Annotated in this window: 23 protein-coding genes; 21 read left to right on the top strand and 2 right to left on the bottom strand. The window is 69.2% G+C overall.

Annotated elements, in window-relative coordinates; all coding sequences use genetic code 11:
- Positions 1-62: 62 nt before the first annotated feature.
- The gene (gene lexA / locus E4M00_RS13210; RefSeq protein WP_240037106.1) at positions 63-776 is read right to left on the bottom strand and encodes a transcriptional repressor LexA; all 714 of its coding nucleotides are present in this window, start codon (positions 774-776) and stop codon (positions 63-65) included.
- A gap of 264 nt (positions 777-1,040) precedes the next feature.
- Between lexA and E4M00_RS13215 the strand changes: the two genes are divergently transcribed.
- From E4M00_RS13215 to E4M00_RS13250, 8 genes are all read left to right on the top strand, one after another.
- On the top strand, positions 1,041-1,397 hold the full coding sequence (locus E4M00_RS13215) for a LysM peptidoglycan-binding domain-containing protein (RefSeq protein ID WP_135120960.1): 357 nt from the start codon (positions 1,041-1,043) through the stop codon (positions 1,395-1,397).
- A gap of 134 nt (positions 1,398-1,531) precedes the next feature.
- Positions 1,532-2,617 carry a histidinol-phosphate transaminase gene (locus E4M00_RS13220; protein ID WP_135120961.1) on the top strand — a complete coding sequence of 362 codons (1,086 nt, stop codon included), beginning with the start codon at positions 1,532-1,534 and terminating at the stop codon, positions 2,615-2,617.
- Positions 2,618-2,619: 2 nt separating this feature from the next.
- On the top strand, positions 2,620-3,231 hold the full coding sequence (gene hisB / locus E4M00_RS13225) for an imidazoleglycerol-phosphate dehydratase HisB (protein WP_135120962.1): 612 nt from the start codon (positions 2,620-2,622) through the stop codon (positions 3,229-3,231).
- Entirely contained in the window at positions 3,228-3,860 is a 633-nt protein-coding gene (hisH, locus tag E4M00_RS13230) for an imidazole glycerol phosphate synthase subunit HisH (protein WP_056168068.1), read from the top strand. The genes hisB and hisH overlap by 4 nt, the downstream gene beginning before the upstream one ends.
- A gap of 78 nt (positions 3,861-3,938) precedes the next feature.
- Positions 3,939-4,685, top strand: a complete 747-nt coding sequence (priA, locus tag E4M00_RS13235) for a bifunctional 1-(5-phosphoribosyl)-5-((5-phosphoribosylamino)methylideneamino)imidazole-4-carboxamide isomerase/phosphoribosylanthranilate isomerase PriA (protein ID WP_135120963.1) — start codon at positions 3,939-3,941, stop codon at positions 4,683-4,685.
- Positions 4,669-5,493, top strand: a complete 825-nt coding sequence (locus tag E4M00_RS13240; RefSeq protein ID WP_135120964.1) for an SseB family protein — start codon at positions 4,669-4,671, stop codon at positions 5,491-5,493. Before priA ends, E4M00_RS13240 begins: the two co-directional genes overlap by 17 nt.
- A 116-nt stretch (positions 5,494-5,609) precedes the next feature.
- Entirely contained in the window at positions 5,610-10,157 is a 4,548-nt protein-coding gene (locus E4M00_RS13245) for an ATP-dependent helicase (RefSeq protein ID WP_135120965.1), read from the top strand.
- Between the two features lie 16 nt (positions 10,158-10,173).
- The gene (locus E4M00_RS13250; RefSeq protein ID WP_135120966.1) at positions 10,174-10,962 is read left to right on the top strand and encodes a DNA-formamidopyrimidine glycosylase family protein; all 789 of its coding nucleotides are present in this window, start codon (positions 10,174-10,176) and stop codon (positions 10,960-10,962) included.
- Between the two features lie 94 nt (positions 10,963-11,056).
- On the opposite strand, the gene E4M00_RS13255 is transcribed toward E4M00_RS13250, so the two are convergent.
- Positions 11,057-11,431, bottom strand: coding sequence for a DUF1844 domain-containing protein (locus E4M00_RS13255; RefSeq protein ID WP_135120967.1), 375 nt, complete (start codon positions 11,429-11,431; stop codon positions 11,057-11,059).
- A 207-nt stretch (positions 11,432-11,638) separates the two neighbouring features.
- Here E4M00_RS13255 and infC point away from each other — a divergent pair, with 207 nt between their 5' ends.
- The 13 genes from infC to argB all read left to right on the top strand — a co-directional run bounded on the left by infC (position 11,639) and on the right by argB (position 24,301).
- Entirely contained in the window at positions 11,639-12,283 is a 645-nt protein-coding gene (gene infC, locus E4M00_RS13260) for a translation initiation factor IF-3 (RefSeq protein WP_082468220.1), read from the top strand.
- Positions 12,276-12,470 carry a 50S ribosomal protein L35 gene (gene rpmI, locus E4M00_RS13265; protein ID WP_055825339.1) on the top strand — a complete coding sequence of 65 codons (195 nt, stop codon included), beginning with the start codon at positions 12,276-12,278 and terminating at the stop codon, positions 12,468-12,470. The genes infC and rpmI overlap by 8 nt, the downstream gene beginning before the upstream one ends.
- A gap of 29 nt (positions 12,471-12,499) precedes the next feature.
- On the top strand, positions 12,500-12,883 hold the full coding sequence (gene rplT, locus E4M00_RS13270; RefSeq protein ID WP_055825341.1) for a 50S ribosomal protein L20: 384 nt from the start codon (positions 12,500-12,502) through the stop codon (positions 12,881-12,883).
- An 87-nt stretch (positions 12,884-12,970) separates the two neighbouring features.
- Positions 12,971-13,771, top strand: a complete 801-nt coding sequence (locus E4M00_RS13275; RefSeq protein ID WP_135120968.1) for a TrmH family RNA methyltransferase — start codon at positions 12,971-12,973, stop codon at positions 13,769-13,771.
- 83 nt (positions 13,772-13,854) lie between these two features.
- Positions 13,855-14,643 carry an amino acid ABC transporter ATP-binding protein gene (locus tag E4M00_RS13280; protein WP_056168045.1) on the top strand — a complete coding sequence of 263 codons (789 nt, stop codon included), beginning with the start codon at positions 13,855-13,857 and terminating at the stop codon, positions 14,641-14,643.
- A 66-nt stretch (positions 14,644-14,709) separates the two neighbouring features.
- The gene (locus E4M00_RS13285) at positions 14,710-15,576 is read left to right on the top strand and encodes a glutamate ABC transporter substrate-binding protein (protein WP_135120969.1); all 867 of its coding nucleotides are present in this window, start codon (positions 14,710-14,712) and stop codon (positions 15,574-15,576) included.
- A gap of 74 nt (positions 15,577-15,650) precedes the next feature.
- Entirely contained in the window at positions 15,651-16,298 is a 648-nt protein-coding gene (locus tag E4M00_RS13290; protein ID WP_135120970.1) for an amino acid ABC transporter permease, read from the top strand.
- Positions 16,295-17,218, top strand: coding sequence for an amino acid ABC transporter permease (locus E4M00_RS13295; RefSeq protein ID WP_135120971.1), 924 nt, complete (start codon positions 16,295-16,297; stop codon positions 17,216-17,218). The genes E4M00_RS13290 and E4M00_RS13295 overlap by 4 nt, the downstream gene beginning before the upstream one ends.
- Before the next feature lie 57 nt (positions 17,219-17,275).
- Positions 17,276-18,316 carry a phenylalanine--tRNA ligase subunit alpha gene (gene pheS / locus E4M00_RS13300; protein ID WP_056168036.1) on the top strand — a complete coding sequence of 347 codons (1,041 nt, stop codon included), beginning with the start codon at positions 17,276-17,278 and terminating at the stop codon, positions 18,314-18,316.
- A gap of 2 nt (positions 18,317-18,318) precedes the next feature.
- Complete coding sequence (gene pheT / locus E4M00_RS13305; RefSeq protein ID WP_135120972.1) at positions 18,319-20,838, top strand: phenylalanine--tRNA ligase subunit beta; 2,520 nt, start codon at positions 18,319-18,321, stop codon at positions 20,836-20,838.
- A 352-nt stretch (positions 20,839-21,190) separates the two neighbouring features.
- Complete coding sequence (gene argC, locus E4M00_RS13310; RefSeq protein ID WP_135120973.1) at positions 21,191-22,234, top strand: N-acetyl-gamma-glutamyl-phosphate reductase; 1,044 nt, start codon at positions 21,191-21,193, stop codon at positions 22,232-22,234.
- Positions 22,231-23,382, top strand: a complete 1,152-nt coding sequence (gene argJ, locus E4M00_RS13315) for a bifunctional glutamate N-acetyltransferase/amino-acid acetyltransferase ArgJ (RefSeq protein WP_135120974.1) — start codon at positions 22,231-22,233, stop codon at positions 23,380-23,382. Before argC ends, argJ begins: the two co-directional genes overlap by 4 nt.
- 10 nt (positions 23,383-23,392) lie before the next feature.
- On the top strand, positions 23,393-24,301 hold the full coding sequence (gene argB / locus E4M00_RS13320; RefSeq protein WP_135120975.1) for an acetylglutamate kinase: 909 nt from the start codon (positions 23,393-23,395) through the stop codon (positions 24,299-24,301).
- The last annotated feature ends 19 nt before the right edge of the window (positions 24,302-24,320 follow it).

Here is a 24,320-nt window from a genome sequence, read left to right on the forward strand (position 1 = left end):
CCCGCGGGAGGTGGGCCTGTGCCGTTCGTTGAGGGACGGACGAAGTCCGCGTCGGAAACGCCCTACACCGAGCGGAGAACCGCCACGACCTTGCCGAGCACCTCGGCGTGATCGCCGACGATGGGCTCGTAGGCGGAGTTGCGCGGCAGCAGCCAGGTGTGTCCGTCGCGCTGGCGGAAGACCTTGACCGTCGCCTCGCTGTCGAGCATGGCCGCCACGATCTCACCGTTCTCGGCCGTGTTCTGCTGACGCACGACCACCCAGTCGCCGTCGCAGATGGCGGCCTCGATCATGGAGTCTCCGACGACCTTGAGGATGAACAGCTCGCCCTTTCCGACCAGCTGGCGGGGGAGCGGGAACACCTCCTCGATCTGCTGCTCGGCCGTGATGGGGATGCCGGCGGCGATGCGCCCGACCATGGGAACCATGGCGGCGTCGCCCATCGGGGCGGGAGAAGCGTACCCGTCGTCGGGTGCCGGGTTCGACTCCGTCGACGGCACCTCGATGAGCACCTCGAGCGCACGGGGGCGGTTCGGGTCGCGCCGGAGGTATCCGCTGAGCTCGAGCTGGTTGAGCTGGTGCGTGACGCTCGACAGTGACGACAGGCCGACGGCGTCGCCGATCTCGCGCATGCTCGGCGGGTAGCCCCGCTGGCTCACCGACCGCTGGATGACCTCGAGGATCGAGAGCTGCTTGGCGCTGAGACTCTTGCGCCGGCGGGTTCCACCGCGCTCCGATGCCCCGCGGTCCTTCGACGACTCTGTGTCGTTGGCCACTGCGCTCACCTTCTTCTCTTCACGGATCGAACCTCCGGCCGACGAGTGTCGGTGGGTGCTGATTGCCTTACAACCAGCCATTCGAACTGTATCCGGGTGGATGGCCTGCGACAAACATCTGTTCGAGTGTGTCGAGAAAGAAATTCTCTCCACATACGAAGACAATGCTTGAGTATTCGAAGACTCGAAGATATATTCGGAACACAGCTTCGCATCTGGCCCTCCCGGCCGAGGGCCAGATGCGAAAACCATCTGGAGGACTCCATGAGCACGTACGCCTACACCACCGCCGCTCCCGCCGCGCTGCCTGTCGTCCGCACCCGGTTGCACCTCACCCGCCGTGGCCGCGCCGTTCTCACCACTCTCGCGGCCCTGCCGATCGTGGTCGGCGCCTTCGTGTTCGCGCTCAATGGCGGCATCGCCGCCGCCGGTGGCGAGCAGGCCGGGCAGTCCTTCGCCTACGTCACGGTCGAGTCCGGGCAGTCGCTCTGGCAGCTCGCCGAGACCCTGGCGCCCACGGCCGATCCCCGCGACGTCATCGCCGACATCGTCAGTCTCAACCAGCTCGACAGCACCGAGATCGAGCCCGGACAGCGCCTCGCCATCCCCGCCCAGTACTGAGCGAAGCACCGATATCGAGAGGCGTTGAGACGAGCCCAGCTTCGCCATCATCGCCCAGTACTGATTCCCCGCCCAGTCCTGACCGCGGGCGCCGACTTCGTAACACTGCCGACGCCGCCGGTACGATTGTTGGAGTGACGACTCTCGATGAGCTCCCCCTCCGCGACGACCTGAGAGGGCGCACCCCGTACGGCGCCCCGCAGAAGGTCGTGCCGGTCGCCCTCAACGTCAACGAGAACACGCATCCCATTCCGGATGCCGTGGCCACCGACATCCTCGCGGCCATCGGCGAGGTCATCCCGGGCGTCAACCGCTATCCCGATCGCGAGTTCACCGCTCTTCGCGACGCTCTCGCCGGCTACCTCGGCCACGGGCTGACCCGCGACGAGATCTGGGCGGCGAACGGCTCGAACGAGGTGCTGCAGCACGTCCTGCAGGCCTTCGGTGGTCCGGGACGCACGTTGCTCGGCTTCGTCCCCACCTACTCGATGTACCCGTTGCTCGCCTCCGGCACCGGCACCGCCTGGATCGGCGCGACGCGGGACGCCGACTTCGAGCTCTCGCCCGAGAGCGCCGCTGCTGCGGTACGGAAGTACGAGCCCGACATCGTCTTCCTCTGCTCGCCCAACAACCCGACGGGCACCCCGCTCTCGCTCGAGACCATCGCGGCCGTGTACGACGCCACCGACGGCATCGTGCTCGTCGACGAGGCCTACGCCGAATTCGCGCACGACGGTGAGGACAGCGCCCTCACCCTGCTCGAGGGCCGGCCGCGCCTGCTCGTCTCGCGCACCATGAGCAAGGCGTTCGCCTACGCGGGGGTGCGGTTGGGATATCTCGCCGCCGATCCCGCTGTGACGGATGCACTCCGCCTGGTGCGGCTCCCGTACCACCTGTCCGCGCTCACGCAGGCAGCGGCGTCGGCCGCCGTTGCGCACGCCCCGGAGCTGCTGGCCATGGTCGACGACATCCGGGTCCAACGCGACCGCATCGTCGTCAGGCTCGGCGAACTCGGCTTCCAGGCCTTCCGCAGTTCGAGCAACTTCGTGCTGTTCGGCGGGGTCGACGACCCGAACGCCGTTTTCGAGGCGCTGCTGGCCCGCGGCATCCTCGTGCGCGATGTCGGCATCCCGCACACCCTGCGGGTGAGCGCAGGCACAGAGGCCGAGACCACGACCTTCCTCGAGGCCATCGCCGACCACGCGCCGAATAGGATCTGAGCATGAGTGAGACCACCCCCCGCACGGCCCGTGTCGAGCGCGCGACGAGCGAATCGAGAATCGACCTGTCCGTGAACCTCGACGGAACGGGCACGAGCGACATCGAGACGACGGTTCCGTTCTTCAACCACATGCTCACGGCCTTCGCCAAGCACTCGCTCACCGACATCACCGTGCGCGCCAGCGGCGACACCGACATCGACGTGCACCACACCGTCGAGGACACGGGGATCGTGCTCGGCCAGGCCATCCGGGAAGCCCTCGGAGACAAGCGGGGAATCGCCCGCTACGGCGACGCCCTCGTTCCCCTCGACGAGTCGCTCGCGCAGGCCGTCGTCGACATCTCGGGCCGCCCGTACCTCGTGCACGTCGGCGAGCCGGCGGGCTTCGAGTTCCACCTCATCGGCGGGCACTTCACCGGATCGATGGTGCGCCACTTCTTCGAGGCGATCACCTTCGCCGCGGGCCTCACCGTCCACCTCGAACTGGTGCGCGGCCGCGACCCGCACCACATCGCCGAGGCGGAGTTCAAGGCGTTCGCGCGCGCCTTCCGCCAGGCCAAGGCCTTCGATGCCGGTGTCGTCGGCATCCCATCCACCAAGGGAGCCCTGTGACGAAGGTCGTCGTCCTCGACTACGGCTCGGGCAATGTGCACTCGGCCGCGAAGGCCGTGGAGCTCGCCGGGGCCGAGGTCGAGATCACCCACGATCGCCGGGCCGTGATGGATGCCGACGGCCTCCTCGTTCCCGGTGTCGGTGCGTACTCGGCCGTGATGGATGCCCTGAAAGCCGTGCGCGGTGACGAACTCATCGATCGCCGGCTCGCCGGCGGTCGCAAGGTGCTCGGCATCTGCGTCGGCATGCAGGTGCTGTTCGAACGCGGTATCGAGCGCGGTGTCGATCGCGAGGGGCTGGGGGAGTGGCCCGGCGTCGTCACCCAGCTCGACGCCCCCGTGCTGCCGCACATGGGTTGGAACACGGTCGACGCCGCCGAGGGGTCGGTGCTGTTCGACGGCATCCGCGACGAGAGGTTCTACTTCGTGCACTCCTACGCAGCTCAGGCCTGGACGCTCGACGTGATCCCCCCGTTCCCGCAGCCGCAGGTCACCTGGGCCGAACACGGCGGCCGCTTCCTCGCAGCGGTCGAGAACGGCCCGCTAGCCGCCACCCAGTTCCACCCCGAGAAGTCGGGCGAGGCCGGCATCCGTCTGCTCCGCAACTGGATCGGGTCGCTTCGCGACTGAGCTCCGCCCGCCGACCCCTTCGCCCACCCGGGCGTACTATCAACGCGCGGCCGTACGCCGCAAGGAACCGAGGATCACATGAGCGACTTCCACTCCACGCCCGGCTTGGTGCTGCTTCCCGCCGTCGACGTCGCCGATGGCAAGGCCGTCCGCCTGACCCAGGGCGAGGCCGGCACCGAGACCAACTACGGCGACCCCGTGCAGGCCGCCGAGGACTGGGTGTCGCAGGGAGCCGAGTGGATCCACCTCGTCGACCTCGACGCAGCCTTCGGCCGGGGCGACAACCTCGACGTGCTGCGCCGCGTGATGAAGCAGATGCACGGCATCAACGTCGAGCTCTCGGGCGGCATCCGCGACGATCGTTCCCTCGAGGCAGCCCTCGACAGCGGCGCCAAGCGCATCAATCTCGGCACGGCCGCCCTCGAGAACCCCGAGTGGGCGGCGAACGTCATCTCGAAGTACGGCGAGGCCATCGCCGTGGGTCTCGACGTGCGCGGCACCACTCTGGCCGCCCGCGGCTGGACCCGCGAGGGCGGCGACCTCTGGGAGGTGCTGGACCGCCTCGAGGAGGCCGGCTGCGCGCGGTACGTCGTGACCGACGTCACCAAGGACGGCACCCTGCAGGGTCCGAACATCGAACTGCTCAAGCTCGTGATGGAGAAGACCGAGCGACCCGTCGTCGCGTCCGGCGGGATCTCCAGCCTCGACGACATCCAGGCCCTGCGCGATCTGGTGCCGCTCGGACTCGAGGGAGCCATCGTGGGCAAGGCCCTGTACGCCGGCGCGTTCACCCTGGCCGAGGCGCTGGATGTCGCAGCCGACTGACCGGCCCGAGGAGCGGCATCCGTCGCTCCCCGAGTCCGCCGCGTCGCTTCCCGCCCACATCGCCGACTCCGCAGGCCAGCCGTGGGCCGGTCGTTCGTTCGAGCCGAACACGAGCTCGGCCGATGACGGCAGTGCGCCGCCGCGCCTGATCGAGGCGCTACGACGGTTCCGGGCCCGCGAGCTCGGGCAGGCCGAGGTGATCGACGCCGTGCGGGACTCCCGTCTGCTCATCCCGCTCGTCGCCCAGCTCGGGGAGGCCGGGGTGAACGAGCACGGTCACACCGTCGACAAGAGCCAGGAGCTGGCCATCGTCACCGTTGCGGGGCCCGACGGCCGCAACGTGCTCCCCGTGTTCAGCTCGGTGACCGCCATGGCCGCGTGGAACCCCTCGGCGCGTCCGGTGCCGGCCGACGGCGTGCGCGTCGCCCTCGCTGCCGCCAGCGAGGACACCGAGCTCGTCGTTCTCGACCCGACGTCGGAGACCGAGTTCGCCATCCGTCGCCCGGCTCTCTGGGCCGTCGCGCAGAGCCAGCCGTGGACGCCGAGCTTCGAGTCGCCCCTGGTGGCCGCGGCGTTCGAGCGCACGATCGGGAGCGAGCTCGCGGTCCTCGGGATCAGGCTCGCCTCGGGCGACCCGCACTCCCGCCTGGCCGGGCCGGAGCTCGTCGTCGAACTCGAACTCGTCGACGGGCTCGACAGTGGCGAGCTCGACACGATCCTCGGCCGACTCGCGCAGCGCTGGGCAGCCGACGACCACATCGCGACGGCCGTCGACTCCCTGAAGGTCCGGTTGGTCGCATCGCGCTGACCCGCAGCGCTGACCCGTATTGCCGGCCCGCAGCGCTGACGGGCCGCACGATACCCTGAGCGCCCCGCGATGGCGAGGCCATCCGATGTGTCGGTGGGTCACGGCAGGATAGGACCATGGGTTCCGCCCTCGACAGGTTCTCGCCCGCCACGCGTACGTGGTTCGACGAGGCCTTCAGTGCGCCCACCCTCGCTCAGTCCGGCGCCTGGGACGCGATCGGTCGCGGCTCCCATGCCCTGGTCGTCGCGCCGACGGGTTCCGGCAAGACCCTCGCCGCCTTCCTGTCATCGCTCGACGCCCTGCACGCGAAGGCGGCCGACGACGAGCCGGGCACGCGCGTGCTCTACATCTCTCCGCTCAAGGCGCTCGGCGTCGACGTCGAACGCAACCTGCGGGCACCTCTGGTCGGCATCGCCCGTGTCGCCGACAGGCTGGGCATCGAGCCACCGCACGTCAGCGTCGGCGTGCGCTCGGGTGACACCCCGGCATCCGATCGCCGCACCCTGCAGAAGTCGCCGCCAGACATCCTCATCACCACGCCGGAATCGCTGTTCCTCATGCTCACCTCGGCCGCGCGCGACACCCTGCGCACCGTCGAGACCGTCATCGTCGACGAGATCCACGCCGTCGCCGGAACCAAGCGCGGCGCTCACCTGGCGGTCTCGCTCGAGAGGCTCGACGAGCTCCTCGAGAAGCCGGCTCAGCGCATCGGGCTCTCCGCCACAGTGCGGCCGCCCGAGGAGGTGGCCCGGTTCCTCTGTGCGAGCGCGCCCGTCGAGATCGTCGCTCCGGCATCGGAGAAGCGCTTCGACCTGCGCGTCGTCGTCCCCGTCGACGACATGGCCGACCTGCCGCCGGCCCCCGAGCGCGAGGGCGCGACCTCGAGCGCCACTCCGCAGACGGGGTCCATCTGGCCGCACGTCGAAGAGGCGATCGTCGACCGTGTGCTCGAGAACCGCTCGTCGATCGTCTTCGCGAACTCGCGTCGCCTGGCCGAGCGGCTCACGGCTCGGCTCAATGAGATCTACGCCGAGCGCACGGGTGAATCCGCGTCGACGGATGCCGCCCCTCCAGCAGCCCTCATGGGCCAGGCCGGACAGATGCAGGGCGCAGAGCCGCTGCTCGCGCGGGCGCACCACGGCTCGGTGAGCAAGGAGCAGCGCGCCGAGATCGAGGACGACCTGAAGTCGGGTCGCCTGCGCTGCGTCGTCGCCACCTCGAGCCTCGAGCTCGGCATCGACATGGGCGCCGTCGACCTCGTCGTGCAGGTCGAGTCGCCGCCGTCGGTCGCGAGCGGCCTGCAACGCGTCGGTCGCGCCGGACACCAGGTGGGAGAGGTCTCTCGCGGCGTCATCTTCCCCAAGCACCGCGCCGACCTCGTGCACGCCGCCGTCACGGCCGAGCGCATGCTCGCCGGCGCCATCGAGACGCTGCACATCCCGGCCAATCCGCTCGACATCCTCGCCCAGCAGACCGTGGCCGCCGTCGCCCTCGACCAGTTGGGCGTCGACGGCTGGTTCGACATCGTGCGCCGCAGTGCGCCGTTCTCGGCGCTGCCGCGGTCCGCCTACGAGGCCACCCTCGACCTCCTCGCCGGGCGCTACCCGTCCGACCAGTTCGCCGAACTGCGGCCGCGCATCGTCTGGGACCGCGAGGCGGGCGTGCTCACGGGGCGTCCCGGCGCCCAGCGCCTCGCCGTCACGAGCGGCGGCACCATCCCCGACCGCGGCATGTTCGGCGTCTTCCTCGTCGGCGGCGATGAGCTCACGGGCCGTCGCGTCGGCGAACTCGACGAGGAGATGGTCTACGAGTCGCGCGTCGGCGACGTGTTCGCGCTCGGCGCCACCAGCTGGCGCATCCAGGAGATCACCCACGACCGCGTGAACGTCACGCCGGCATTCGGTCAGCCGGGGCGGCTCCCGTTCTGGAAGGGCGACTCGCTGGGCCGACCCGCCGAGCTGGGGCGGGCCCTCGGCGAGTTCATGCGCGACGTCTCCTCTGCGACGGATGCCGACGCCAGAAGCCGCATCCGTGCGGGCGGACTCGACGATCGGGCCGCGACCAACCTCATCGCTTTCCTCACCGACCAGCGTGCGGCCACGGGCCAGGTGCCGACCGACCGCACCCTGGTCGTCGAGCGCGTGCGCGACGAGCTCGGCGACTGGCGCGTCATCCTGCATTCCCCGTACGGCATGAACGTGCACGCCCCGTGGGCTCTCGCCGTGAGCGCACGGGTGCGCGAGCGTCACGGCATCGACGGCGCCTCCATCGCCAGCGACGACGGCATCATCGTGCGCATTCCCGACACCGGGGTTGAACCACCCGGAGCGGAGCTCTTCGTCTTCGAGGCCGACGAGCTCGAGCAGCTCGTCACCGACGAGGTCGGCGGATCGGCGCTGTTCGCCTCCCGCTTCCGCGAGTGCGCTGCCCGCGCGCTGCTCCTGCCGCACTACAGGCCCGGCACGCGGTCGCCGCTCTGGCAGCAGCGCCAGAAGTCAGCGCAGCTGCTCGACGTCGCACGCACCTTCCCGACGTTCCCGATCATCCTCGAGACGCTGCGCGAGTGCCTCCAAGACGTGTACGACCTGCCGTCGCTGCTGTCGCTCGCGCGCGAGATCGGCTCGCGTGGCATCCGTCTGGTCGAGACGACGACCGATTCCCCGAGCCCGTTCGCGAGCACCCTGCTGTTCGGCTACGTCGGCGCGTTCATGTACGAGGGCGACAGCCCGCTCGCCGAGCGGCGGGCGGCGGCGCTCGCCATCGACTCGACCCTGCTGGCGGAACTCCTCGGCCGGGTCGAACTGCGCGAGCTCCTCGATCCGGCCGTCATCGACGACACCGAGCGTGAGCTCCAGCGCCTCGCTCCCGATCGTCGGGCCAAGGGCCTCGAGGGCATCGCCGATCTGCTGCGCGGGCTCGGGGCGCTGTCGGTCGAGGAGATCAGTGCGCGCGTCACGGCGGAGACCCTGCCCGATGTGGCCGAGCACGTCGACGAGCTGCTCCGCGCCAAGCGCATCATCCGCACGGCGGTGGCCGGCACCGATCGGCTCGCCGCCATCGAAGACGTCGGCCGGCTGCGCGATGCACTGGGCGTCCCCATCCAGGTCGGGGTGCCCGAGGCCTACCTCGAGGCCGTCGCCGATCCCCTCGGCGACCTGATCAGCCGCTACGCGCGCACGCACGGACCATTCGCCACCGAGGAGGTGGCCGAGCGGCTCGGAATCGGCACGGCCGTCGCGCGCTCTGCGCTCCGCCGGCTGGTCGAGGCGCGCCGCCTGGTCGAGGGGGAGTTCCGCCCCAACGGAACGTCCGCGGAATGGTGCGATGCCGAGGTGCTGCGCCGACTCCGCCGTCGCTCGCTCGCCGCCCTCCGGCACGAGATCGAGCCCGTCGAGCAGCGTGCTCTCGCCCGGTTCCTCCCGGTCTGGCAGCACGTCGGCGGAAGGCTCCGCGGACTCGACGGAGTGGCATCCGTCATCGAACAGCTCGAGGGCGCCCGCCTGCCGGCCTCGGCATGGGAATCGCTCGTGCTCCCGGCCCGCGTGTCCGACTACAGTCCGGCCATGCTCGACGAGCTCATGGCGACGGGCGAGGTGGTCTGGTGCGGCTCCGGCGCGCTCGCCGGCGATGACGGCTGGATCAGCCTCCACCTCGCCGACACCGCTGCCCTCACCCTGCCCATCTCGCTCGAGGCCGAGACGACGCCCCTGCAGCGGGAGGTCCTCGCCAGTCTCGGCTCCGGGGGAGCGTTCTTCTTCCGCCAGCTCTCCGATGCCGTGGGCTCCGAAGACGACTCGGCCCTCGTCGACGCACTCTGGGACCTCGCCTGGTCGGGTCTCGTGACCAACGACACCTTCGCCCCCGTGCGCGCCCTCGTGGCCGGCGGTCACAGCGCCCACAAGCCGCAACGGGCGGCCCCCCGCGCTCGGATGCACCGCGGTCGCGCGTTGCCGCGCGCGAAGATGCCGAGCCGGGGAGGTCCGCCCACCGTCGCCGGGCGCTGGTCGATCCTGCCGCTGCCCGACAGCTCGGCCACCCGCCGGGCGCACGCGCTCGGCGAGACCCTGCTCGAGCGCTACGGCGTCGTCACCCGAGGCGCGGCCGTCGCCGAGGGCGTCATCGGCGGATTCGCCCTGGTCTATCGCACCCTGCGCGAGTTCGAGGAGTCCGGGCGCAGTCGCCGCGGCTATTTCGTCGACAAGCTGGGGGCCGCGCAGTTCGCGGCTCCCGGGGCGGTCGACCGGCTCCGCAGCCATGTCGATCGCGATGACGGCTCGACACCTTCGGCTCCCGTCGCCTTCACCCTCGCCGCGACAGACCCGGCCAACCCGTTCGGCGCTGCCCTGGCCTGGCCGGCCCTGCCCGAGGGAACGACTCACCGCCCGGCCAGGAAGGCCGGTGCCCTCGTCGTCCTCGTCGACGGCACCATCGCCCTCTACGTCGAGCGCGGGGGCAAGACCATGCTGGCCTTCACCGACGACGAGGCCGTGCTGGCCGCCGCCGCGGCCTCGCTCGCCGCCGCCGTGTCACGCGGAGGGATGCGCAAGCTCGCCGTCGAGACGGTCAACGGCCTCTTCGTACTCGGCGCCCCGGCCGGGCTCGCCCTGCGCGGCGCCGGCTTCAGCGAGACTCCGCGCGGGCTCCGCCTCAGCGCGCGGGTCTGAGCGGCGGTCGGCGAGCATGCCCGAGGGTGACACCGTCTTCCGCACGGCCCGGTCCCTGAACGCGGCGCTCGCCGGCGAGATCATCACCGTGAGCGACATCCGGGTGCCGGCCTTCGCCACCGTCGACCTCACCGGTCGCACTGTCGACGACGTCGTCGCCCGCGGCAAGCACCTGCTGCTGCACGCCGGCGACCTCACGGTGCACTCGCACCTCAAGATGGAGGGTGCCTGGCACCTCTACCGGCACGGAACGCCGTGGCAGCGTCCGGCGTTCCAGGCCCGCATCATCCTCGAGACAGCCGAGTGGGTGGCCGTGGGATTCGAGCTCGGCGTTCTCGAGGTCGTTCCCACCGTCGAGGAGCACACGGTGGTCGGCCACCTCGGGCCCGACCTGCTCGGCCCCGACTGGAACGCCGAGGCAGCCGAGGCCGCCGTCGCCAACCTCGTGGCGAAGCCCGACGTTCCTCTCGCCGTCGCGCTCGCCGACCAACGCAACCTGGCGGGACTGGGCAACGTGTTCGTGAACGAGCTGTGCTTCCTGCGCGGCATCCGCCCCCAGCGACCGATGAACGAGGTTCCGGATGCCGCAGGCATCGTCGCGCTCGCCCATCGCCTCATCACGGCCAACGCCGAGAGAACCGCGCGCACGACCACGGGGGTCGACCGCAACGGCCAGCGCCTCTGGGTGTACGGGCGCGGCGGCAAGCCGTGCCGGCGCTGCGGGACCCGCATCCAGCACGGTCAGCTCGGTCGTACAGAGCTCGAGCAGCGCGAGACCTGGTGGTGCCCCCGCTGTCAGAGTTAGCCGTTCGCTGAGGCTTCACTCCGCTGGTCGAGTAGCGCCTGAGCGCAGCGAAGACGCGTACCGAGACCCGCGAGCCCGGCGAAGACGTCGCGTACTAGTTGACCGGCCCGGTCCACTTCTCGCCGGGGCCCTTGCCGATGGGGTCGGGGATGCTCGACGCCTCACGGAAGGCGAGCTGGAGCGAGCGCAGTCCGTCGCGGAGGCTCCGTGCGTGCATGTCGCTGATCTCGGGGGCGCCCGCCGTGATGAGGCCGGCGAGGGCCGTGATGAGCTTGCGTGCCTCGTCGAGGTCCATCTGCGACTCGGGATCGTCGGCCAGGCCGCACTTGACGGCGGCCGCACTCATCAGGTGCACCGCGGCTGTCGTGATGACCTCGACGGCCGGCACCTCCGCGATATCGCGGGTGGCGCCGATGGAGGCGTCCTCGGCGTCGTCGTAGGGGCTGACGTGCTCTGAACTGTGACTCACTGAAATCCTCTGCTAGACTGATGCAGGCTTCCGGCCATTTCTGGTCGGAAACGAAAGTGGAGATTCTCCCACCCGCGCTTGACCGCTTCACTAGGTTACCGGGTTGATTGCACTCCGCTTCCTCGTCTCACGATGGGGAAGTAGGCAGGGTGCCGTAGTACTGCGTGTTGTGAAATCACGCGAGGACTATGTGGATTTCCCCTCTCGATGCCGTGCGGCATCCCGTCGCGCGACAGCGTTGAAGCACGATTAGAGGAGACTCGCATCACCGATCCCCGTACAAACGACCGCATCCGCGTTCCCGAGGTCCGCCTCGTGGGACCAGCTGGTGAGCAGGTCGGCATCGTCAAGATCGAGGCAGCACTGCGTCTTGCGCAGGAAGCCGACCTCGATCTCGTGGAGGTTGCTCCCAACTCCAAGCCGCCTGTCGCCAAGATCATGGACTACGGCAAGTTCAAGTACGAAGCGGCGCAGAAGGCCAAAGAGGCCCGACGCAATCAGGCGAACACGATCCTCAAAGAGGTTCGTTTCCGTCTGAAGATCGACAAGCACGACTACGAAACCAAGATGAAGCGCGCAGTGGGCTTCCTCAAGGCCGGCGACAAGGTCAAAGCCATGATCCTGTTCCGCGGCCGTGAGCAGTCCCGTCCCGACCAGGGCGTGCGTCTTCTCCAGAGATTCGCCGAAGATGTGGCGGAGTTCGGTTCTGTCGAATCGACCCCGATGATCGACGGTCGCAACATGGTCATGGTCATCGGCCCTCTGAAGAACAAGTCAGAGGCAAAGGCCGAGGCCAACGCACACAAGGCCGCCACCAAGGCGGCATCCAAGCAGGAGGAAAACAATGCCTAAGCAGAAGACCCACTCCGGGTCCAAGAAGCGCTTCAAGGTGACCGGCAGCGGCAAGATCATGAAGCAGCAGGCCGGCATGCGTCACAACCTCGAGGTGAAGGCCTCGAAGCGCAAGGGCCGCCTCAACCAGGACCAGGTGCTGGCCCCGGCCGACGCCAAGGTCATCAAGAAGCTTCTCGGCCGCTGAGCCGCGCAACACGTTAGGAAGACAGAGAAATGGCAAGAGTAAAGCGGGCGGTCAACGCCCACAAGAAGCGTCGGGTCATCCTCGAGCGCGCCCAGGGTTACCGCGGCCAGCGTTCGCGCCTGTACCGCAAGGCCAAGGAGCAGGTCACCCACTCGCTCGTCTACAGCTACGCCGACCGTCGCGCCCGCAAGGGTGACTTCCGTCGCCTGTGGATCCAGCGCATCAACGCGGCTTCGCGTGCGAACGGCCTCACGTACAACCGTCTCATCCAGGGCCTCGGCCTCGCGGGTGTCGGTGTCGACCGTCGCATCCTCGCGGACCTCGCCGTGAACGAGCCCGCCACCTTCGCCGCTCTGGTCGAGACCGCCCGCAAGGCTCTCCCCGCCGACGTCAACGCGCCGGTCGCGCGCTAGTCGCCAGCAGCTCAGCGTTTCCTCGAACGGCCCCGTCACCTCGTCCGGTGACGGGGCCGTTCGCATCCCATCGGTAGACTCGGTCCCATGCTTGAGAACCCGCGCTCGCCCCGTGTCCGCGCTGTCGCCAAGCTCGCCAAGAAGCCCGCGCGCGTCGACAGCGGGCTCTTCCTCCTCGAGGGTCCGCAGGCCGTCGCCGAGGCCCTCACGTTCAAGCCCGAGCTCGTGGTCGATCTCTTCGCCACGCCGACCGCCCTCGAGCGCTACGACGACATCGCGCAGGCCGCTGAAGACGCCGACATCGAGGTCGAGTACGTGACCGAGCAGGTGCTCGAGGCCATGAGCGACACCGTCACCCCGCAGGGCTTCATCGCCGTCTGCCGCCAGTTCCCCACCTCCGTGAAGGACATCTTCGCGTCGGAGCCGCGTCTCATCGCCATCCTCGAGGAGGTGCGCGATCCGGGCAACGCCGGAACGATCGTGCGGGCAGCGGATGCCGCGGGTGCCGATGCCGTCATCTTCACGGGGCGCAGCGTCGACCTCTACAACCCCAAGGTCGTGCGTTCGTCGACAGGGTCGATCTTCCACCTGCCGATCGCCGTCGACGTCGAGTTCGAGGACGTGCGCGACCGCGCTCGAGCCGCCGGCCTCCAGATCCTCGCGGCCGACATCAAGGGTGACGACCTGCTGGCCGCTCGCAACGAGGGCCTCCTCGACGCTCCGACGGCCTGGTTGTTCGGCAACGAGGCGCGGGGACTGCCCGACGACAAGCTGGCCCTGGCCGATCGGGCCGTCTCGGTTCCCATCTACGGCAGTGCCGAGTCGATGAATCTCGCGACCGCCGCATCCGTCTGCCTCTACGAATCCGCCTTCGCTCACCGGTCCTGACGCGTCACGCCCCGGTTACGATCACGTAACCGACCGGCGCTTTCGTTCATGCCCCCCATGGCCCGCCCCCTAAAGTGGGGTACATGGCGGACAACGAAGCGGCACCGGCCACATCGAACATCAGTGTGCGTCGAGGTGAGCCACTCGTCGTCGTCTCAGACGTCGACAAGCACTTCGGCGATCTGCACGTGCTGAAGAACATCAACACGACGGTCAACCGCGGCGAGGTCGTCGTGGTCATCGGCCCCAGCGGGTCCGGGAAATCCACCCTGTGCCGAGCCATCAACCGACTCGAGACCATCGACAGCGGAACCATCTCGATCGACGGTGTGAAGCTGCCGGAAGAGGGAGCGGATCTGGCTCGTCTCCGGGCCGACGTCGGCATGGTGTTCCAGTCGTTCAACCTCTTCGCCCACAAGTCCGTGCTCGAGAACGTCACCCTCGCACCGATCAAGGTCAAGAAGGTCCCGAAGCGCCAGGCGATCGAGAAGGCGATGGAGCTGCTCGAACGCGTGGGAGTGGCCAACCAGGCACAGAAGATGCCGGCACAACTCTCCGGGGGACAGCAGCAGCGCGTCGCCATCGCCAGGTCGCTGGCCATGAACCCCAAGCTCATCCTGCTCGACGAGCCGACGAGCGCGCTCGATCCCGAGATGATCAACGAGGTCCTCGACGTGATGGTCGGCCTCGCGAAAGACGGCATGACCATGATCGTCGTCACCCACGAGATGGGCTTCGCGCGCAAAGCGGCCGACCGCGTGCTGTTCATGGCCGACGGCGAGATCGTCGAAGAGGCGACGCCCGAGCAGTTCTTCACCAATCCGACGTCGGAGCGGGCCCAGGACTTCCTCTCGAAGATCCTGGAGCACTGAAGCGGCACGATGCCCACCGACACCCCCCGATCGAACGCAGATCACAGCACAGAGAAGAGGATGAAGATGAGAATCACAAGACGACTGTCGCTCGTCGCGATTGCCGCAGCGAGTGCACTGGCCCTCGCCGGATGCGCCGGAGGCGGCGGATCCGAGGCCGAAGTCACGCCGGAGGCGGCACCGACCTTCGCGGCCGGATCCACCATGGAGAAGCTGTCGGAGGCCGGCACCATCACCATCGGCACCAAGTTCGACCAGCCGCTGTTCGGCCTCGTCGGCCCCGACGGAACGCCCGAGGGCTTCGACGTCGAGATCGGCAAGATCATCGCCGCCAAGCTCGGAATCGCGCCGGACAAGATCAAGTGGACCGAGACCGTCTCGGCCAACCGCGAGCCGTTCATCGAGAACGGCCAGGTCGACCTCGTCGTGGCGACGTACACGATCAACGACAAGCGCAAGGAGGTCATCTCCTTCGCCGGGCCCTACTACCTGGCCGGTCAGTCCATCCTGACTCTCGCCGACAATGACGACATCAAGAGCGAGGACGACCTCGTGGGCCAGCCCGTCTGCTCTGTGACCGGGTCGACCCCGGCGGCGAAGCTCGCCGAGATCGGCGCCGAGCCGGTGCTCACCGACACGTACACCAACTGCCTCGAGCCGCTCCGCTCCGGCAAGGTCGTGGCCGTCTCCACCGACAACGTCATCCTCGCGGGCCTCGCAGCCCAGAACGAGGGCGAGTTCAAGGTGGTCGGCGAGCCGTTCACCGAGGAGCCGTACGGCATCGGCCTCGCCAAGGACGACACGGACTTCCGGAACTTCATCAACGACACGTTGGAGGAGTCCTATGAGGACGGCACCTATGAGGCGGCGTGGGAGTCCACCGCCGGGACGGTGCTTCCGTTCGTCGACCCGCCTGCAGTCGACCGCTACTGAGTGAATCCCGCGCGCGGGTGGGCCGGTGACCGGTCCACCCGCGCGACACTGAACGAAAGGAGGGAGGCCCCGACATGGACGTCGTCATCGAGAACCTGCCGCGATACCTCGCCGGCTTCCGACTCACCCTCCTGTTGCTGGCGGTCTCGGGCATCGCGGCCCTGATCATCGGAACGATCATCGCTGCGATGCGCATCTCGCCCATCACCACGCTCCGCGGCTTCGCGACCGTGTACACCGAGCTCGTGCGCAACACCCCGCTCACTCTGGTGCTGTTCTTCTGCGCGATCATCCTCCCGTACCTCGGTGCCGACTTCTCCTACCTCGTGTTCGCGGCGATCGGACTCAGCGTCTACACCTCCCCTTTCGTCGCGGAGGCGCTGCGGTCGGGCATCAACGGTGTGCCGATCGGGCAGGCCGAAGCCGCGCGCAGCCTCGGCCTCAACTTCGGACAGAGCGTCGGTCTCGTCATCCTCCCTCAGGCTTTCCGCATGACGATCCCGCCGCTCATCAACGTCTTCATCGCTCTCACCAAGAACACCTCCGTGGCCGGCGGCTTCTTCGTGGCCGAGCTCTTCACCGTCGGCAAGGAGTTGGCCAACGGCAACGGCGACAGGGTCATCGCCGTGCTCCTGGGCGTCGCGACCTTCTACCTGATCATCACCATCCCGTTGGGCATCCTCGCCGCCCACGTCGAGCGCAGGGTCATGGTGCAGCGATGAGCGGATCGAACGTACTCTTCGACGCCCAAGGTCCCCGAGGGCGCCGGGTGTCCCTGATCCTGTCGATCATCGGCGGCCTCGTCCTTCTGGCGGCCGTCGCGTGGGTGGTCAGCATCCTCGCCGCTCCCCGGGAGTCCGGCGGCATCACGGTTCCCGGCATGTTCGACCCGAGTCGCTGGGACATCTACTCGGATCCCCAGCTGTGGGGTGCGATCTGGCGTGGCACGCTCGCCACCCTGCAGGCTGCAGGGGTGGCCGCTGTCGGCGCCGTCGCCCTCGGCGTCGTCTTCGCCCTGCTCCGGAGCGCGGCCACAGCCTGGATACGCATCCCGACGACGATCGTGCTGGAGTTCTTCCGCGGCATGCCCGTGCTGCTGATGATGCTCTTCATCCTGTTGGTGGCTTCGACCGGCGCCTTCTGGGCCGTCGTCATCGCGCTCATCCTCTACAACGGCGCGCTCATAGGCGAGGCGTTGCGCGCCGGCCTCGCGTCCCTGCCGCGTGGTCAGCGCGAGGCGGGCCTCAGCCTGGGCATGCGGCCGCTTCAATCGCGCATGCTGGTCGAGTTCCCGCAGGCCTTCCGACAGATGCTGCCGATCATCGTGGCCCAGCTCGTCGTCCTGCTGAAGGACACCTCGCTCGGCTACATCGTCGGCTACAACGAGCTCATCCGCACGACGATGAACAACCTCGCCAGCTTCTACGGCAACAGGTACCTGTTCTCGCTCTTCGCCGTCACGCTCGTGATCTACCTGATCATGAACCTGAGCCTGTCGTGGTTCGCCCGCTGGCTGTCACGACGGACGGCGAGCGGGGGTACCCGCAGAGGCAAGCGCGCTGGGCCGCCGCCGGACCTCGATCAGGCCGTGCTGATGGCTCAAGCCAGCGCACTGGCCCGAACATCCGAACGACCTCAATAGCGGGCGGATGCCGCCGCGTTCCCCGCACCCCGCGTCGCGCCGGTAAACTTGTGCCTCGTGTCTGAACCCACCGAAATCACCGAGGCGAGCGTCGGCGCCGCCGTCGAGGCGGCTCTCGCGGCCATCGCGGCAGCATCCGACTCCGCAGCCCTCAAGACAGTCCGCACCGAGCACACGGGGGAGTCCTCCCCGCTCGCGCGCCTGAACGGCCTGCTGCGGAGCGTTCCCAACGACCAGAAGGCCGCCCTCGGCAAGCTCGTCGGTCAGGCCCGCGGCCGCGTGAACCAGGCCTTCGCCGCTCGCGAGTCCGCCATCGTCGAGGCCGAGGCCGCTGCGCGCCTCGAGGCCGAACGTGTCGACGTGACCGCCGCCGCGGTGCGCCAGTCCGCAGGTGCGCGGCATCCGCTCTCCCTCCTGCAGGACCAGGTCATCGACGTCTTCGTCGGGATGGGCTGGGAGATCGCCGAGGGGCCGGAGCTCGAGAGCGAGTGGTTCAACTTCGACGCCCTCAACTTCGACGCAGACCACCCGGCGCGTGCGATGCAGGACACCTTCTTCATCGACCCGCCCGAGGCGCACCTCGTGCTGCGCACCCACACCAGTCCCGTGCAGGTGCGCACCATGCTCGAGCGCGAGGTTCCGATCTACGTGCTCGCCCCGGGTCGCGTGTTCCGCACCGACGAGCTCGACGCGACGCACACCCCGGTGTTCACGCAGTTCGAGGGCCTCGCCGTCGACAAGGGCCTCACCATGGCTCACCTGCGCGGCACCCTCGAGCACTTCGCCCGCACGCTGTTCGGTGACGGCGCCAAGATCCGCCTGCGTCCGAACTACTTCCCGTTCACCGAGCCGTCGGCCGAGCTCGACGTCTGGCACCCCACCTTCGTCGGCGGAGCCCGATGGATCGAGTGGGGCGGCTGCGGAATGATCAACCCCAATGTGCTGAAGGCCGCGGGCATCGACCCCGAGGTCTACTCGGGCTTCGCGTTCGGCATGGGCATCGAGCGCGCGCTCATGTTCCGCAACGACGTCGAGGACATGCGCGACATCGTCGAGGGCGATGTGCGGTTCAGCCAGCAGTTCGGAATGGTGGTCTAGTCGTGAGAGTTCCCCTGAGCTGGTTGGCGGAGTACGTCGACCTCGTTCCCGGTACGACGACAGGGTCGTTGCACGAGGCTCTCGTGCGCGTCGGCTTCGAAGAGGAGGACGTGCACGACTTCGAGCTGAGCGGTCCCATCGTCGTGGGCGAGGTGCTCGAGTTCGTCGAGGAACCGCAGTCCAATGGCAAGACCATCCGCTGGTGCCAGGTGCGCGTCGCCCCCGACGGCGAGACCGCGGCGGACGGCGGAGACGCCGTGCACGGCATCGTCTGCGGTGCGGGCAACTTCTTCGTCGGCGACAAGGTCGTCGTGACGCTGCCCGGTTCCGTGCTGCCCGGACCGTTCCCCATCGCCGCCCGCAAGACCTACGGCCACGTCTCCGACGGCATGATCGCCTCGGCGCGCGAACTCGGCCTCGGCGAGGAGCACGACGGCATCCTGCGACTGGCCGAACTCGATCTCGATCCCGCAGTGGGAACGGATGCGATCAGCCTGCTGTCCCTGGATGATGCGGCCGTGGAGATCAACGTCACCCCCGACCGCGGCTACGCCTTCTCCATCCGCGGCGTCGCCCGCGAGTACGCCCACGCCACCGGCGCCGCCTTCCGCGACCCGGCGCTCGCCGGAGCCGGCAGCGGATCGAGCGCCTTCCCCGTCACCATCGCCGACGACGCTCCCGTGCGCGGTCGCATCGGTGCGTCGATCTTCGTCACCCGCGTCGTGCGCGGCGTCGACCCGACCCGCCGCACTCCGGCGTGGATGATCGCGCGGCTGAAGCTCGCCGGCATCCGTTCCATCTCCCTCGTCGTCGACATCACCAACTACGTGATGCTCGAACTCGGCCAGCCGCTGCACGGCTACGACCTCGACACCCTCGTCGACGGCATCGTCGTGCGCCGCGCCCGTGCCGGGGAGAGCATCGTGACCCTCGACGAGAAGGAGCGCACGCTCTCCGTCGAGGACCTGCTCATCACCGACGGAGCCGGACCCATCGGCCTGGCCGGCGTCATGGGAGGAGCCCGCACCGAGATCGGCAGCGACACGGTGAACGTGCTCATCGAGGCCGCGAACTTCGACCCCGTGTCGATCGCCCGCAGTGCTCGACGCCACAAGCTGCCGAGCGAGGCGTCCAAGCGCTTCGAGCGCGGAGTCGACCCGGCGGTCGCCGAGGCCGCAGCGGCGCGTGCAGCCCAGCTCCTCGCCGAGCTGGCCGGCGGCACCGTCGAGGATGCAGCGACCAGCACGGGCCAGGCGGAGCCTCGCCCGTCGGTGTTCCTGCCCGACGGATTCGTCTCCGGCCTCATCGGTGTCGACTACACCGACGACGAGATCCGCTCGGTGCTCATCGAGATCGGAGCGCAGGTCGAGCAGGCCGACGGCGGACTCGCCGTCACGCCGCCGAGCTGGCGCCCCGACATCGTGGGCAAGGCCGACCTCGCCGAGGAGGTCGCCCGTATCAACGGGTACGATCGCATCCCCGCCGTGCTTCCCGTCGCTCCTCCCGGCCGGGGTCTCACCCGCGCCCAGCGCCTGCGTCGCATCACCACGAACGTGCTCGCGGGCAGCGGCCTCACCGAGGTCCTGGCCTACCCGTTCGTCAGCCCGACGGATGCGGCCGCCTTCTCGGGCCTCGAGGGCGAGGTCGCCCAGCCCGTCCGTGTGGCGAACCCGCTCGACGGGGCTCGGCCGCTGCTGCGCACCTCGCTCCTGCCGGGCCTCGCGGAGATCGCGCACCGCAACCTGTCGCGCGGCATCACCGACCTCGCGATCTTCGAGACCGGGCTGGTCACCCTGCCGACGGCATCCGGCACCTTCGGCAGTGCCACTCTGCCCGTCGGCAACGCCCGGCCCGATGCGGCTGTCCTCGCCGACCTCGATGCGGGCATCCCGCGCCAGCCGCGGAACGTCGCAGCCCTCCTTCTCGGCAACGCCATCGTGCGCCAGCCCGGCCAGGCTCCCGTCGCCTGGGACTGGCAGGACGCGATCGGCGTCGCGCAGCGTCTCGGCACGGCCCTCGACGTCGAGCTCGTCGTCGAGCAGGGCGCCCACCCGGCGTTCCATCCCGGCCGTACCGCGCGCATCGCCGCGGCCGGTGAGACCGTCGGCTTCGCGGGTGAACTGCTGCCCGACCTCGCGGCATCCGCAGACCTTCCCCGCACAGTCGCGGCGGTCGAGCTCGACCTCGACGCGCTCATCCGCCTCGGCAGGTCCGAGATCCTCGCCCGCCCCGTGCCGACCAAGCCCGCGGCGACGCAGGACCTCTCGCTCGTGGTGGCGACCGACGTCGCGGCGGGCGCGGTGCGCGCCGCCATCGTCGAAGGCGCTGGGGAACTCCTCGAAGACGTCAGACTCGTCGACGACTACCGCGGAGCCGGGCTGCCCGACGGCACGAAGAGCCTCACGTTCGCGCTGCGTTTCCGCGCCGCCGACCGCACGCTCACGGCGGCCGAGGCCTCGGAAGCCAAGCTCGCCGGTGCGGCTCGCGCGACCGAACTGCACGGAGCGCACCTCCGCGACTGATCCTGCTCCCGCGCTGTAGGAACTGCGCCGCGCTCCCGAGATTCTGGAGGCGCGGCGCAGTTTCCGTAGCGCAGGACTGGCAGGCGAGAAGACGAGGCATCGCGCGTTCAGTCGTCTCAGTCGGGCATGTGCGCCATTATCTTGCGTCATTTGCAGGATTGTGTCGGCGACCGATAGGGTCACTCCATGCCCACCGCACAGCCCACAGTCTCGCGCATCGCGCGCGTGGGTTCCGTGCTGCCCCGACGCCGGGTCGAGCGCCGACTCTAGGCGACCTTGCACCGACGGTTCAGCCGTTCGTCGTGAGCGTCGCCGCATCAGCCTCGACAGCTCTCGACCCTAAGGTGGAATCATGACGTTCTCGGTCGCCGTCTCCGGCGCATCCGGCTATGCAGGTGGCGAACTGCTGCGCCTGCTCGCCTCGCATCCCGACCTCGAGGTGCGCACTGTCACCGCGCACCAGAACGCCGGCCAGAAGCTGGTCTCCGCCCAGCCGCATCTGCGCAGCTACGGCGATCTGGTGCTGCAGCCGACGACCGCGGAGGTCCTCGCCGGACACGACGTCGTGTTCCTCGCCCTCCCGCACGGCAAGTCCGGCGAGGTGACGGAGCGGCTCTCACCCCAGACTCTCGTCATCGACTGCGGCGCCGATCACAGGCTCGAGAGTGCGACCGACTGGGCCGCGTTCTACGGCGGCGACCACTACGGCGCTTGGACCTACGGCGTCCCCGAGCTCCCGCGCGCGACGGGCGACCAGCGCGCAGACCTCGCCTCCTCCCGGCGCATCGCAGCGCCGGGCTGCAACGCCAGCACCGTCGCGCTCTCGCTGGCCCCGGGCATCCTCGCCGGAGTCATCGAGGAGCAGGACCTGGTCTCGGTGCTCGCCGTCGGCCCGTCGGGCGCCGGCAAGAGCCTCAAGGTGAACCTCCTCGCGAGCGAGATCCTCGGGTCGGCCAGCCCCTACGCCGTCGGGGGAAGCCACCGGCACATCCCCGAGATCCAGCAGGCTCTCCGGGCCGCCGGGGCGACGGCCCCCACCATCTCCTTCACCCCGGTCCTGGTGCCGATGTCCCGGGGAATCCTCGCCGTCAGCACGGCGCGCATCATTCCGGGCACGGATGCCGCCGGCATCCGTCGCGCCTGGGAGACGGCCTACGCCGGAGAGTCCTTCGTGCAGCTCCTGCCCGAGGGCGAGCAGCCGCGCACGGCCGACGTGCAGGGCGCGAACACGGCCCTCATCGGCCTGGAGATCGACGAGGCCGCGCGCCGCGTGGTCGTCACGACCGCCGTCGACAACCTCGTCAAGGGCACCGCCGGTGCCGCCATCCAGTCGGCGAACATCGCCCTCGGCCTTCCGGAGACCACTGGTCTCCCCGTGAACGGAGTCGCACCGTGACAGTCACAGCCCCCCTCGGCTTCGAGGCATCCGGAATCGCTGCAGGCATCAAGACCTCCGGTGCCCCCGACCTCGCCCTGATCGTCAACCGCGGGCCGTCGCAGCAGGCGGCCGTCGTGTTCACCAGCAACCGCGCGAAGGCCAATCCCATCCTCTGGTCGCAGCAGGTCATCGTCGACGGCGTCGCGAGCGCCATCGTGCTGAACTCGGGCGGCGCCAACTGCTTCACGGGTCCGCAGGGCTTCCAGGTCACGCACCGCACGGCCGAGGCCGTGGCCGAGGCTCTCGACGTCTCGGCCGGCGACGTGCTCGTCTGCTCCACGGGTCTCATCGGCGACCAGCTCGACGGCGAGCTCCTGGCGGCCGGCGTGATGACGGCCGCCTCGGCGCTGAGCGTCGACGGGGGAGCCGACGCGGCGCGGGCCATCATGACGACGGACTCCCACCCCAAGGCCACGGTCGTGCAGCGCGACGGCTGGAGCCTCGGCGGCATCGCCAAGGGTGCCGGCATGCTCGCGCCGGGCCTCGCCACGATGCTCGTCGTCATCACGACGGATGCCGACCTCACGGCATCCGCCCTCGACGCGTCGCTCCGCTCCGCCACCCGCGTGACGTTCGATCGCCTCGACTCCGACGGCTGCATGTCGACCAACGACCAGGTGTCGCTGCTCGCCTCGGGTGCTTCGGGCATCACGCCCGACGTCGAGGAGTTCACCGCAGCGCTCACCGAGGTCTGCCGCGATCTCGCCCTGCAGTTGCAGTCGGATGCCGAGGGCGCGAGCCACGACATCGCCATCGAGGTCGTCGGGGCCGTGAGTGAACTCGACGCCGTCGAGGTGGGGCGTTCCGTCGCACGCAACAACCTGTTCAAGGCGGCGATCTTCGGCAACGATCCCAACTGGGGCCGCGTGCTGGCCGCCATCGGAACCACGAGCGCCACCTTCGACCCCTACAACGTCGACGTCTCGATGAACGGCGTCCGCGTCTGCTCCGAGGGACGGCCCGACCGTTCGCGCGATGAGGTCGACCTCGAGCCGCGCGCCGTGCACGTCCTCGTCGACCTGCAGGTCGGCGAGGCGCAGGCCACCATCTGGACCAACGACCTCACGCACGACTACGTGCATGAGAACAGCGCCTACGCGAGCTAGGAGGAGACGGATGACGCTCGAAGACACAGCCCCGGAGATCGCGCAGCAGTCCGCGGCCTCGAAGGCGCAGATCCTCATCGACTCGCTGCCCTGGCTGAAGCGCTTCCACGACCAGATCGTGGTGGTGAAGTTCGGCGGCAACGCCATGGTGAGCCCCGAGCTGCAGCGGGCATTCGCCGAGGACATGGTCTACCTCCGCTATGCAGGCATCCGCCCCGTCATCGTGCACGGCGGCGGCCCGCAGATCTCGTCGATGCTCGATCGACTCGGCATCGCGAGCGAGTTCCGCGGCGGCTACAGGGTGACGACGCCCGAGACCATGGACGTCGTGCGCATGGTCCTCTCCGGCCAGGTCAACCGCGAGCTGGTGAGCTCGATCAACGAGCACGGCCCGCTCGCCGCCGGACTCTCGGGTGAGGATGCGGGACTGTTCAAGGGGCGTCGCCGGGGAGCCGTCGTCGACGGCGAGGAGATCGACCTCGGACTCGTCGGAGACGTCATCGAGGTCGATCCGGCCGCCGTCCTCGCTCAACTCGACGCCGGGCGCATCCCCGTCGTCTCCTCGATCGCGCCCGATGTCGATGCGCCGGGCCAGTCGCTCAACGTGAACGCAGACTCGGCCGCGGCCTCGCTGGCAATCTCTCTGGGCGCCGCCAAGCTCGTCATCCTGACCGACGTCGCCGGACTCTACCGAGACTGGCCGGACCGCGAGTCCCTCGTCTCGGTCATCGACGCCCCCGAGTTGCGCGCACTTCTCCCCACTCTCGAGTCGGGCATGATCCCCAAGATGACCGCCTGTCTCGACGCCGTCGACGGCGGCGTGGCCAAGGCGGCCATCATCGACGGACGCGAGCCGCACGCGATCCTGCTCGAGATCTTCACGCAGAGCGGCATCGGCACGGAGGTAGTTCCCGCATGAACGCCTGGCACGATCGTTT

This window comes from Orlajensenia leifsoniae, from assembly GCF_004570845.1.
GTDB lineage: Bacteria > Actinomycetota > Actinomycetes > Actinomycetales > Microbacteriaceae > Orlajensenia > Orlajensenia leifsoniae.